This is a genomic window from Mycobacterium uberis, from assembly GCF_003408705.1.
Lineage (GTDB): Bacteria > Actinomycetota > Actinomycetes > Mycobacteriales > Mycobacteriaceae > Mycobacterium > Mycobacterium uberis.
The window spans coordinates 25,922-38,162 of the sequence record NZ_QAYL01000024.1 but is presented as its reverse complement, the minus strand read 5'-3'; the positions used below and the strand labels follow the sequence as shown (position 1 = coordinate 38,162).

The 12,241-nt window shown below is 56.8% G+C and carries 10 protein-coding genes and 2 pseudogenes; 1 reads left to right on the top strand and 11 read right to left on the bottom strand.

Features of this window, described 5'->3' with window-relative positions; genetic code table 11:
• Nucleotides 1-1,014 precede the first annotated feature (1,014 nt).
• The 6 genes and pseudogenes from MUBE_RS12175 to MUBE_RS15220 all read right to left on the bottom strand — a co-directional run bounded on the left by MUBE_RS12175 (nt 1,015) and on the right by MUBE_RS15220 (nt 4,332).
• The gene (locus MUBE_RS12175; RefSeq protein ID WP_116540729.1) at nt 1,015-1,506 is read right to left on the bottom strand and encodes a hypothetical protein; all 492 of its coding nucleotides are present in this window, start codon (nt 1,504-1,506) and stop codon (nt 1,015-1,017) included.
• Nucleotides 1,507-1,909: 403 nt separating this feature from the next.
• Nucleotides 1,910-2,017 (bottom strand): DUF3556 domain-containing protein, encoded by a 108-nt coding sequence (locus MUBE_RS18325; protein WP_279386735.1) that lies wholly within the window; start codon nt 2,015-2,017, stop codon nt 1,910-1,912.
• A 218-nt stretch (nt 2,018-2,235) separates the two neighbouring features.
• A pseudogene (locus tag MUBE_RS18320) lies at nt 2,236-2,529 on the bottom strand (DUF3556 domain-containing protein).
• Nucleotides 2,530-2,559: 30 nt separating this feature from the next.
• Nucleotides 2,560-3,186 carry a DUF3556 domain-containing protein gene (locus tag MUBE_RS18315; protein ID WP_279386734.1) on the bottom strand — a complete coding sequence of 209 codons (627 nt, stop codon included), beginning with the start codon at nt 3,184-3,186 and terminating at the stop codon, nt 2,560-2,562.
• Between the two features lie 85 nt (nt 3,187-3,271).
• Nucleotides 3,272-3,460, bottom strand: a complete 189-nt coding sequence (locus tag MUBE_RS19135; protein WP_279386733.1) for a DUF3556 domain-containing protein — start codon at nt 3,458-3,460, stop codon at nt 3,272-3,274.
• A 305-nt stretch (nt 3,461-3,765) separates the two neighbouring features.
• A complete protein-coding gene (locus tag MUBE_RS15220) occupies nt 3,766-4,332 on the bottom strand; it encodes a hypothetical protein (RefSeq protein ID WP_133297110.1) in 567 nt (188 codons plus the stop codon).
• A gap of 119 nt (nt 4,333-4,451) precedes the next feature.
• Between MUBE_RS15220 and MUBE_RS12160 the strand changes: the two genes are divergently transcribed.
• Complete coding sequence (locus tag MUBE_RS12160; protein WP_116540727.1) at nt 4,452-4,631, top strand: PE family protein; 180 nt, start codon at nt 4,452-4,454, stop codon at nt 4,629-4,631.
• A 335-nt stretch (nt 4,632-4,966) separates the two neighbouring features.
• Here MUBE_RS12160 and MUBE_RS12155 read toward each other — a convergent pair.
• The 5 genes and pseudogenes from MUBE_RS12155 to uvrC form a co-directional block, all read right to left on the bottom strand.
• Nucleotides 4,967-6,355, bottom strand: a pseudogene (locus tag MUBE_RS12155) (wax ester/triacylglycerol synthase domain-containing protein).
• Nucleotides 6,356-6,437: 82 nt separating this feature from the next.
• A complete protein-coding gene (gene whiA / locus MUBE_RS12150) occupies nt 6,438-7,415 on the bottom strand; it encodes a DNA-binding protein WhiA (protein ID WP_116540748.1) in 978 nt (325 codons plus the stop codon).
• Entirely contained in the window at nt 7,412-8,500 is a 1,089-nt protein-coding gene (yvcK, locus tag MUBE_RS12145) for a uridine diphosphate-N-acetylglucosamine-binding protein YvcK (protein ID WP_116540726.1), read from the bottom strand. Before yvcK ends, whiA begins: the two co-directional genes overlap by 4 nt.
• Nucleotides 8,497-9,363, bottom strand: coding sequence for an RNase adapter RapZ (rapZ, locus tag MUBE_RS12140; protein ID WP_116540747.1), 867 nt, complete (start codon nt 9,361-9,363; stop codon nt 8,497-8,499). The genes yvcK and rapZ overlap by 4 nt, the downstream gene beginning before the upstream one ends.
• Before the next feature lie 65 nt (nt 9,364-9,428).
• Nucleotides 9,429-11,366: an excinuclease ABC subunit UvrC gene (gene uvrC, locus MUBE_RS12135; RefSeq protein WP_116540725.1), complete on the bottom strand. Its 1,938-nt coding sequence runs from the start codon at nt 11,364-11,366 to the stop codon at nt 9,429-9,431.
• Nucleotides 11,367-12,241: the final 875 nt, after the last annotated feature.

The window sequence follows — 12,241 nt, the reverse complement described above, 5'->3', positions numbered from 1 at the left end:
CATTATCTGTCTGGATCATCTATGTAAGGAACGGCAGTAGTTCTGCGCGTGTCATAAACGAACCAGATTTCAGTTTATTGGTCGCAGCACGGCAGTCGTCAATCACAGAAACATCGCGCGGACCTTTGTCCGAAACATGACATGCAATTAGGGTCCGCGGAGCGGATTGCCAATAACCGTGTTCAGCGGGGAACTCTAGTGGCAGAGCAGAGTTCTAGGCTAGTGCAACACGATGCGGCGATCGCGGCACTTAGACTAGACTTAATAGAGAATACGAGCAGTTCTGGGTCCAGGACGTCAAGGCAATGCATTCGGATGAAGTGATCGTGCGTACTGCGTTGAAGTCCATGCCTTCGTAACTGGAGCTGTCTCCGGCAGATCCTGAGCTGACTAGCAGACCCAAGACCTGTACGCCGATAAAGCCACCAACATTCTCAAATGACTCTGGTGGTCAACCGCCATCGACTGCTGTCGACATGACCGCACCCGCGATCTTATCTCCGATCGACATCGCCTGGACTGCGGTTAAAGACCAACGAATCCCCGATACTTAATGAACTCCGCTTACCGACCTTGCAGGGATGACGTCTGCCTTCATAATATAATTTTTATTTGGTTTTCGTGTATCCATTGAAGCCGAGGCGTTTCACAACTGGCTAGCCGCCGCAATTGCTAGCTGATGTGATGTGTTATGGCCTTAGCAAATCCGAACTTGTCGTTCGACAACAGATGAAAGACTGTGCCGACTAAGTCGACGTCGATGGCGTTCGAACTATGGTGCGGCCGTTGTGACAGCTCCCACAGTTCGACCACCAGTGATGCACTTCTTGTGACGGCGATGGCTCACACAGTCGGGTCTGCTACTGCTAGCAGACCCGACTGTCAGTGACATTTGTCAGTTTTTAGAATTTTCGTCAGTTTTTAGAATTCCAGTCACGCCGCGAACGTGGAATCCGGACCCCAGCTAAGCCAACCCTCCAGCGGGGTGACCACTGAAGCACATACAAGTCGAAACTACCTGACTAGTGGTACTGCCTCCACACAGCATAGAAGAGACTCCGCAGCCGCCGGACCAGACTCCCCTACGGGCACGGCGGCAGGAAGTGTTTCGATGCTAGCCGACGGACCAGGCAAAACCACGAAATCAGACAAAGCCGCCTGCGGCGGAGCAGTCGGCACACCCTTACCCGCCAAAGTCCCGCTTCCCAATGCCACCGGGTCCTCAGCCAGTAGAGGTCCCATTACCGGAGCCACAGGCGGCACCACCGGGGGAAACCCGCCAGGAGCCAGCGGTACAGGAGGCACGGGCCCTACTACCGGACCAGGCAGGACCGCCGGAACGGCTGCCGGCGCAGCACCCAGGCCGGACATCTGCTCAATGCATGTGGGACCCCCCGTCGGCATTGGCAGCGGTGCAGCTTCTGCACCGGGACTAAACGCCAACGCAGCACCACATAATCCGGCGCTGACAAGTATTGCGGTGTTGAATCGATCAAAGATCTTCAACGTTAACTCCCTTAATTTCTAACTCCAACTAAAATTATTATTTGTGTAAATTTTTTCACTTATTTGTGCCCATTTGTCGTACTCGGATACCTCCGAATAATGCAGGCTACCAGCACAGTATCGTTTGTCCTGAAACCTTGCCTAGGTAGGCAATGAATTGGTTGTAGAACCGATGTAGAACAATTGCAGAATCGACGTGGAACACAAACCATGCCGTGACCACATCTTTTCCAAATGATGACCCGATGGCGTGATTTGACTTGCCCAATCGTGGGTCTAGCCTTGACCAACCGCCGTCGTCATCATCGTCAGGCTCGAACCACGGCTGGCGAGTCAGCATGCCCACGACCTCGACATAGCCCGCCTCGATCAGCCCGGTCTCGGCACCAAAAACGGGGTACCACTACTTTTGGATGTGGATCGCTTGACCTCGGAAGATAATGATACAGATGTCACCTTTGTCGAAATTGCACCGACGTTGCAACGCGGCTAACAGCTGCTCGTTGTACAGGGGCTTCCACCGAAGTTCCAGCTGACAAGCGGCCCGGCAACTGTTTTGCCCTCGCGAACACGGTAGTCGGCTTCGCTGTCTATTGCCCGGAACAGCAGCCCTTGAACACCCTGTAGTGCGTGCGCATCCGCCGCCACCTTATCCTTGCCCGACATCATTTCGGCGGTCGCCGCCCCCCATACAACTTGGCCAACTGCCTAACAACGAACGCAGAGCTTTTAACAACCAGTCTTCTCTATTTTTTCTTCGGCACTAACGAAGAAGCACCATAAGCTGGCGACCCAGCTACCGGAATAATACCGCATTGTGGGCAGAAACGAAATCTTTTCCGGAAACAGGTTCCCCGATCACAACGGCCACCACAGCGACCATAAGGGTAGGCAGCAGCTGTGCCCGAAGGTCGATGGCACGGAATCGATTCACAGTGTCCGAAACGAAAAGACAGAGAACACGTTCCATGCCAATGGGACTCCTATCGGGAGGTTGTACGTAATGTTGAGGTGGAAAATCATCATAAACCGACAAGGAACCACCGCCACGGTTCACCACCGGCAACCAAAAACCGAATCTCCGGAGCCAGAAATTCTGCGGTGGTGCCGCCGACATGGACCATCAACTTCGGTAACCGGGAAGAGCACAGGGCGTTGACCGGGCCAATGTAGAGCACGTGCTTGATCGGGTTCAACAGCTTGCTTCGAAACAGCCGCTCCACACCACAGCACAAGCATGATGAGCTTGAAAGCTGTAAATGGGAAGAAGAACACGAACAGTTTCAGCCAGTAGTGCTCTCCACGGGCAGCCAGAAAGACGGTCTTGTCGCGCAGACCAAACAGCATCAACGCAACAATGATCGGCATCACCAGCACGAAGGTTATCAAGCCTATGTCGCCCGCAGTGGTGAGACCGATACCGCCTTGACCGAGTAACAACAGTGCACATATTCCGCCAAGCAAAACAGTGACATAGAGCACGACGTCGACGCTGATACAAGTATCACCGCTAGTAAGTGAAATCTTGCCCTGCCAAGTGGTATGCTGAATTTTTTTGGGCTGTAGCAAATAAAGGAAAATGTCTATTGGCGGAATGAACTGCCTGGTCAGCGGTCCAAATCCACAGCCGAGGCCTACGCTTTCGAACAGCAGCGTGAAAACGACGACTTCCTGGTACATAACCAGCTGCGTCCACCAGTCACCTATATAGCCCAAGCCGCTCAGGCCGAGCGGTATGCGAGATAGTCACGGCAAAAGCGAAGATCTACACCACAACCTTGAGCAAGTACAACAAATACACCGCACAGAGAGTTCGGCAGACGCCTTGTTCAACCCGGTATCGGGTCACAACTTGCAGCCGCAGTGCCCGTGCCTTGGTCTGCCAGGTGTAGCGATCGACGTCCGAGAGCTCCGGCGTGATGAATCCCATGGCGGCTTCGTTCTTCGTGTCCAACCAGTTGGTGAATTCAATCTATCGATACCACACAACCGGCGTCTCCCCCTTAACAAGGATCTGGAAACACGCCGATCGCCCTGTACGCCAACCCCTATCGCGCACAAGTGTTTCCTCGGTGCCGTAACACGAGACTTATCCCGAAGCCGAAACGGGATCGCCGCTGCAGGTTTTTGATCATTCCCTGAACCTTTTGTTGGTCCTGTGCTTCGACGCACACCAAGTCCCGAAAGTCAGAAGCCCGTTTAGTGTCGCCGCCAGCTTCGACTGTTACGATCGCCCTCTGGTATTCGTCGATTCGGTCGTCAATACCGTCGTATGCTCCGGCTCCACAGTCCCAGAAAGTATTCGGCCTGTCGGTAATCCGGTGTGACGGCTTCAACCGCACAGCGTTCAACACTGGCTGCAGGCTGGCTCATGCTCGATGAAGACAGTGACTTTTTACGGATATAATCGGATGCACCACTAAAGAATGCTACTGCCGCTTTTGTACGAACCACACAAAAGGACGAAGCGCAAATTTCTATCCACCTCAACATAGTACCACAAGGCGCGATGTTAAGTACGAATTCTTTTGCAATGCTTTTATCTCCTACACCCACCAATGCCATGCTATCTAACAGGTTGTCACTGCTCGCAGCACAACAAGAGCCATCCAGAGGCAGACTTCCAGAACCAAATGCACATTGAACGAATGCCTCAGTGATATAGCGATCCTCAATAGACTTAGCTAGAATCAGTCGACGATAGCGAACTGGCGAAGTCGCTTCAATATTCCGTAATGCACAGCAATGAAATTCATCAACGTTGCGAAAGAATCCGTGGCTATCACGGCGATTTAACCAAGCCACACTGTCGGCTTCAGCGACCAAAGCATTGACGCTTTCTTAGCAATTTTCGGTGTAACCCCGGCTGCACCAGTTATAGCGTTTTGCCTCACAGTGGCCTGTCCGACTCAGCCGGGTTATAGGGAAATAGAAAGGGATCGGTGATGTCTTCTGTAATAGCGGCGCCGGAAGTATTTGCAGCTACGTCAACGGATCTGGCCGGTTTTGGACCGACGCTGACCGCGGCCAACGAAGTCGCACTCGCGGCCACCACCAGCGTACTGACGGCGGGCGCTGATGAAGTGTCGATCACGATCGCCGACCTGTTCAGACAGCATAGCTAGATCTATCAAAAGCTTAGTGCGCAGGCCGGTGTTCTTTACGACTAATTGGTGGGCGCCTTGGCCGTCGCTGGCGGCATGCTTGTATCCGCAGAGACAGCAAACACATCGCCGCTACAGTAACTGCACAACCTGATGTACACGCTCACCCAATCCTGCTTGGGCTACCACTAAATTAACTATGTAGCCAATGCATCTGCTCCCGGTCAAGCCAGCGAGTACGATAACAAGGACGACTTTGACAACGCATCGCCAATGAACGACCTACCGGGAATCCCTCGGCACCGGAGCAATCGGCCTCAATGGTCAATCGGGCTAAACCCGAGTCACGGTTGCGCTTACCGCAATTCCGTGGCGCGCTCCTGTTCAGTCAGTACGGACTCCATGGCGTCGGCCATCTCGCCGATGTCGTTGACAACTTCGGAGTGGTGACAAAGCCAAAGTCCAAGTCCAAGTGGTCCTCATACTAGAAGCAAGCGATCTTTAGGATGACGTCCATGACCGGGTGGCCCAAGTGACACCAGCGATCCCAGCGTGGCGCCAGCCATACACAGCGAGAAGGGCAGGGCGAGCACACTGGAGACGGCAAGGTTGATTGGTGCCAGGTCATGCGACAGCCCCGTGGCCGTGTAGGCGGGTGCGGCCAGCTGCGGTATGCTCGGGTGGGTGACCCCATGACTTAATGCGCCGAGAGCGCTTTGGTCATTTCTTTGGCGCTCTGCGTGCTCTCGTGGATGGTATTGAGTCGTTCGCCGGGGTCAACCACATTGGTGACAAGTGGCCCAGTCGTCGAACCGATCTGGTTCCCAACTTCACTCAGCGTTTTGTCGGTGCGGGTGGGAGACCGGGATCTGCTAGATGAGCGGCTTGACAAGCAACTCGCCACGCTTGTGTATATTCGCGAGCCACCCCCGCCACCAGCGCAAGTACAACGTCGTTGAGCTTGACACGAAGGTGTCTTTGGCACCCTTGACCCGGGCCAGCTCAACGCAACAGCCACTAATCCGCTTATGCAGCGAAACTGACGCATTGAACCGGGTCTTGGGCGCTTCAAAGCGTCGCGACGTCTTGCTGTGGATACCAAGGATGGCAATCTGCTGACGAACGGTCTACTACACCAACCGCCCGATGCGGAAAGGAGTCATAATTCCGACATTAATGAGGGCGGCCACCGCACGCCTTTCCAGGCTCGGGAACCACACTCTATACTTATGCTATCATCATCTGCGCTCGCGGTAGTCAAGATTACGTCATGACGTCTACCAGGATTTCGCCCAACCCAGCGCCCGCGACCCCGTTGACGATAGCAGTGATGCATTTTGGTCAGCGTTACGACACGTATATTTCTGACACCCACAGTTCCCACAATGGTCGTGAACGGTTCAGTTTGCTGGATACCAGCCGGTCCGCGAACTCGTCGATCTCACATCGACCACCGTGAGCGAGCACACCGACGCGGCGGACGCGGAAGTCGCCTTTCAGGTCGTCCTCAACAAGCCACGACTGACCCAGCCCGAGCAAGGCACCGGTAGCACTCCACCGCAACTATGTTAGTTCGGGCCGCCGTTCGTTAATTAGTTCGCGGAGTCGCCGAAAGCTGTACTCGGGTGCGTGAACGGGATCACAGATCACCAACATACATGTGCCAACTCCGCTGTTTCCACAGTACAAAACGTCATATCAACACTGCGAAAAGCCGCTTCATGCCCCGACCATGATCCTAGCATACGGGCCACACCAAGCAATCCTGGGCAATTGCCCCGCCCATCTCTCCCTCACAGCGTTGCATGGCACGCATCGTCGTGAGGCTTAGGCATCCTCCAACAAGTCTGGGGTAACCGCGGACTCGGTGTCGGGGATGCCTTCAACCTTCGCTTTGCGATCAGCCATGGACAGTAATCGCCGAATACGTCCTGCCACAGCATCTTTCGTCATCGGAGGGTCGGCGAGTCGCCCCAGTTCCTCCAGCGAAGCTTGTCGATATTCGACACGCAGTTTGCCTGCCGAGGCCAGATGATCAGGCACCGTATTACCGAGTATCTCCAGTGCCCGCTCTACTCTGGCGGCCGCCGCGACCGCGGCCCGCGCCGAACGGCGCAAATTGGCGTCGTCGAAATTGGCGAGCCGGTTGGCCGTCGCCCGCACCTCGCGACGCATCCGACGCTCCTCCCAAACCAACCGGGTATCCTGGGCGCCCATACGGGTCAGCAGCTCGCCGATCGCCTCAACGTCGCGCACCACCACACGATCGGCACCACGCACCTCGCGGGCTTTAGCACTTACCCCCAGCCTGCGCGCCACACCCACTAGCGCCAGCGCGGCCTCCGGGCCGGGGCAGCTAACCTCCAATGCCGACGAACGTCCTGGCTCAGTCAGCGATCCATGTGCCAAAAAAGCGCCTCGCCACGCAGCCTCAGCGTCGGCACGACTACCACCTACAACCTGGACCGGCAAACCGCGTACCGGGCGGCCACGCATGTCAAGCAGACCGGTTTGACGCGCCAGCGCCTCACCGTCATTGGCCACCCGTAGTACGTATCGAGTGTTCTTGCGAATCCCACTAGCCGACAAGACATGTACAACCGCGTTGTAGCCGTACAGATCGAAGATATCCTTGCGCAGCCGTCGCGCGATGTTGCCCAGGTCGACCTCAGCTTCGACCACCACACGGCCACCAACGATGTGCAACCCGCCAGCGAACCTCAGCAGGGACGTAACTTCCGCACGACGCGCGCTAACCGATTTCACTACTAGGCGGCTCAATTCTTCCTTGACTTCGGTCGTCATCGCCACGCGTCGTCACCCCTTGGTCCCTTGCCAACCGGTCCATTCACCCCGGTCTGTGGACATTCACCGTCGAGCCGCATCGGTTCGGTGGCCATTACCGTAGGCACCGATGAATCCCGGTTACCCACCCGCATCCCGTCCAGGGCTGCCGCCAGCTTGCCTGGATCATGTAAAGGTGTACCAGGTCTGGCCACGTCGACGAAGTGGACCTCGGCCTGCAGCAGTGTTGCGGCGCGACGCAGCTGCTTCCGTTCCCGGTCACTCGGCACTCGGTCAGCGTCGATGATGATGTCGTGGACGGTAAACCCGGGTGCATGCTGGGCAAGTACGTGCAGGTGACGCTCTACGGAAAACCCCGCTGTCTCACCCGGCTCGGCCACCAAGTTGAGCACCAGCGCTCGTCGGGCGGTGGTAGCCTGCAGCGCCGCAACAAGCCCCGGTACCAGCACATGCGGGATCACGCTGGTGAACCACGACCCCGGCCCTAGCACCACTAAGTCGGCAGCCATGATGGCGTCGACGGCCTGTCTGGTCGCCGGCGGGTTCACCGGAAGCAACCGCACCCGCCGCACTTTTCCCGGTGTGGACGCGATCGCCACCTGACCGCAGATCAACCGGAATATCCGTGGATCGACCTCCAGACCGGACACGTCGGCTTCGATCTGCAGCGCAATCGGGCACATAGGCAACACCCTGCCTTTGACCCCCAAGATGCGTCCGACCTCGTCGAGCGCGGCGACTGGATCGGCCAGCACCTCATTGAGACCAGCGAGTAGCAGATTACCGATCGGATGTCCAGCCAAAGCACCACTGCCGCCGAATCGATGCTGCAGGATAGTCGCCCACAGTCGTCCATATGGGCTGTCGGATGCCAATGCCGCCAAGGCCATTCGCAAATCGCCTGGTGGCACCACTCCCAATTCGCTGCGCAGCCGACCAGAGGAGCCCCCATCATCGGCGACGGTCACGATCGCCGTGACGTAGGGGGTAAGCCGACGAGCTGCCGACAACGTCGCGTACAGACCGTGTCCGCCACCCAGCGCCACGATACTTTGGTTGCTTGGGGGGTTGTCAGATGAGCTCATTCGCGACCTAGATCTCGGTGCAACACCCGCACCGACAATTGCAGATCCGACCGCATCAGTCCCATTAACGCTTCCGCGATCGCCACGCTGCGATGCTTGCCGCCGGTGCAACCGATGGCGACTGTCATATAGCGCTTCCCCTCCCGTCGATAGCCGTCGACAACCAGAGAAAGCAATCGATGATAAGTCTCCAAAAATTCATCCGCGCCAAGCTGGTCCAGCACATAGTCGCGCACCGCCGAATGCTGGCCAGTGAGCGGACGTAACTCATCGACCCAATGCGGATTCGGCAGAAACCGCACATCCATCACGATGTCAGCGTCCATCGGCAGGCCGTACTTGAAGCCGAAAGACTCCACAGTCACACTGGTGGTCGCGCCGGCATCACCACCGAACGCACGCTCGATACTTTCCCGCAAGCCGCGCACGGACAGCGTCGACGTGTCGATGATCAAGTCGGCCGTGGCGCGAACCGGAGCCAGCATCCTACGCTCAGCGGCAATGCCCTCAGCCAACGTCTGCTCACCCTGCAGCGGATGACTGCGTCGATTCTGTTCATAGCGACGTACCAACATGTCGTCGGATGCCTCCATAAAAACCACGCGCGGATTGATGTTGCGGGTAGCAAGCTCGCTGCGCACCGAGTCCAGATCGCCGGTGAAGCCGCGCGATCGCACATCCATCACCACCGCCAGCTGGGTGATCCGCGACCCAGCCGCCAACCCGAAATCCACCATCCGGGTGATCAGCTGGGGCGGAAGGTTGTCAGCGACATACCAACCGAGGTCCTCAAGCACCTTGGCCGCGGTGCCGCGTCCGGCTCCGGACAATCCAGTCACCAGGACAACGTCAATTCCGACCATGACCTCGCCAGACACACGCGTAGTACCACGTCGAACCTCGCTATCCCCACTGTGAGTCGTCATCCTCAAGCTCCGGGCAAGTCGGGTTGCAGCGCCTCAAGGACGGCGGTGGCCGTTGCCACACCAATACCTGGAACGGCAGTGATCTGGTCTATGGTGGCCTCCTTGAGGCGAGCTACTGATCCAAAGTGAGTAACCAATGCCTTGCGGCGGTGCTCTCCCAAACCCGGCACCGAGTCCAGTACCGACGCGGTCATTCGTTTGGAGCGCTTGCTGCGATGGTGGGTGATAGCGAACCGGTGCGCCTCGTCACGGACCCTCTGCAGCAGAAATAGACCCTCACTGTTGCGCGACATGATGACCGGGTCAGGATCGAACGGCACCCACACCTCTTCGAGTCGCTTAGCTAGACCAATCACCGCCACATCAGTGATACCAAGCTCGTCGAGCACTGCGCTGGCTGCATTGACCTGGGGCGCACCACCATCCACGACATACAGATTGGGCGGATAGGAGAATCGGCGCGATTTTCCTTCCGGAGAAAGAAAGTTCGTGTCGTTCTGATCGTGCAGATGTCGCATGAATCGACGCCGAGTGACTTCAGCAATGGAGGCGACATCGTCAGAGCGCCCGTGCCCAGCAGCTTCCCGAATCCCGAAGTGACGGTAATCTGACTTGCGTGGCAGGCCGTCCTCGAATACCACCAGAGACCCCACCACATCAGTGCCCTGTACGTGGCTGATGTCGATGCACTCGATCCGCAGCGGCGCATCAGCCAGCCCCAGTGCTTCTTGAATATTCTGTAGCGCAGCGGATCTGGCGTTTAAGTCACCGGAACGCTTCAGCGTATGTTGCTGTAGTGCCTCTTTCGCGTTTTTCTGCACTGTCTCAGCTAACTTGCGTTTGTCGCCGCGTCGTGGTACCCGCAGCATGACTTGAGATCCGCGCATACCGGACAGCCAACTGGCCAACTCATCGGCGTTAGACGGTAGATACGGCACCAACACCTCGCGGGGAACCGGGTTGGCGGATTCGTCAGCAGCACTGTCTAACTCCGCCTGTTCGCCGTAGAACTGTGTCAGGAACTGCTCCACCAATTGCTCTTCACCGGTACCACCAGAGTCGCCAGGCTTTTCAACAATCCAACCACGCTGGCCACGCACCCTCCCGCCGCGAACGTGAAACACCTGCACCGCCACCTCCAGTTCGTCGTAAGCGAATGCCACCACGTCAGCGTCAGTGCCATCACTGAAAACCACCGCCTGCTTTTCCATAGCCTGCTTGATCGCAAAAAGGTCGTCACGAAGCCGGGCGGCTCGTTCGAAATCAAGTTGCTCCGCGGCGGCATTCATCTGCTGTTCTAGGTCACGGGCATACCGGTCGGTCTTGCCGGACAGGAAGTCGCAAAAGTCTGTCACGATTTGACGATGCTGCTCGGCACTGACCCTACCCACACACGGCGCCGCACATTTGTCGATGTAACCGAGTAAGCATGGACGGTCGATTTGCTTGTGCCGCTTGAATACTCCAGCTGAACAAGATCGAACTGGAAACACCCTGGTGAGCAGATCCAGCGTTTCCCGAATAGCCCACGCGTGCGAATACGGTCCGAAATAGCGCACACCCTTACGCCGCGGCCCACGATAGATTATCAGCCGCGGAAACTCCTCTCTCAGGGTGACAGCCAACACCGGATAAGACTTGTCGTCACGGTAGCGGACGTTGAAGCGCGGATCGAATTCCTTGATCCAGTTGTACTCCAGCTGCAGCGCCTCGACCTCGGTGTTGACTACCGTCCACTCGACCTTGGCCGCGGTCGTCACCATTTGCCGAGTCCTCGGGTGCAGGTTCGCGACGTCAGCGAAATACGACGTCAGTCGACTGCGCAGGTTTTTGGCTTTGCCGACGTAAATGACGCGCCCATGCGGATCCCAGAATCGGTACACACCCGGCTCGACCGGGATGGACCCGGCTGCGGGACGATACGTCGCGGGATCTGACACACATCTAGGCTAGTGGTCGCTAGCAGAGGTTCGAGAAAGGCGGGTGCCCATCGGGCAAGCCCGGTCATAGTGCGCTATCCCATATGTTCATATGTTGGTAGAGCGCCTGGTAGGTACACTAGCGGGTGGATACCCACGTGCCAAGATCCAGGCTGCCGAGAACAGCAAGGCAGGCAGCAAGATCATTTTTGATCAGATCGTTGAGCCCGATAGTCCCAGGCTAGCTGATCCAGTTCACGTACAGCTGTAGGCGGGCCCATACCATTGAACCCAGAGCCACACATTCCCTAGGTAAGACCATTCTCTCGAGCTGCCAGTCAGCGATAAGACTCCAGTACTGAAAGTCCGACCCCACTGTAGAAGTTGATTATCACCGGGCCAAACCAACTATCACTCGGGGCATCCAGACAAACATCGCCCAATCGGCTCTTCCACTGGACTGGGCTACCGGCACTCCAACGTTTAGAACCGCGACCGCCAACACCGCCCCTCAACAGCTATTCACGCATTTATACTCCCTGTCCTCGATCTTTGGCCTCATCCTCACGCACCATAAACGACGTAGCCCACACAGAGAACACCGAAAAGGGTTATTGCCCAACTATTCGACAGTCCGTTGAGTTTCGTCAGGTAATCCAGCCGTCGGTTGTACCTTCATTTCCGACACCCTCTGCGCCCGAGCGAACCCGTGCTTGGCATCGGAGGACCACAGCGAACCCACAGGATACGCCGAAGCTATTGATAACCATCGGTTCATACATTCCGAACTGGCAGTTATTGTAGACGACGATGAACTTAGCCTACAACACTGGCACGACAATGTGGCGAGCCCTCGAACAGCGATACCGACGAGAATTCAGCTAACTGCATACTAA

Bases quoted from the DNA above. Each gene is read 5' to 3' on its own strand.
- MUBE_RS18315 (WP_279386734.1), bottom strand. From the start codon at position 3,186: ATGTACCAGGAAGTCGTCGTTTTCACGCTGCTGTTCGAAAGCGTAGGC.
- MUBE_RS12160 (WP_116540727.1), top strand. From the start codon at position 4,452: ATGTCTTCTGTAATAGCGGCGCCGGAAGTATTTGCAGCTACGTCAACG.
- whiA (WP_116540748.1), bottom strand. From the start codon at position 7,415: ATGACGACCGAAGTCAAGGAAGAATTGAGCCGCCTAGTAGTGAAATCG.
- yvcK (WP_116540726.1), bottom strand. From the start codon at position 8,500: ATGAGCTCATCTGACAACCCCCCAAGCAACCAAAGTATCGTGGCGCTG.
- rapZ (WP_116540747.1), bottom strand. From the start codon at position 9,363: ATGGTCGGAATTGACGTTGTCCTGGTGACTGGATTGTCCGGAGCCGGA.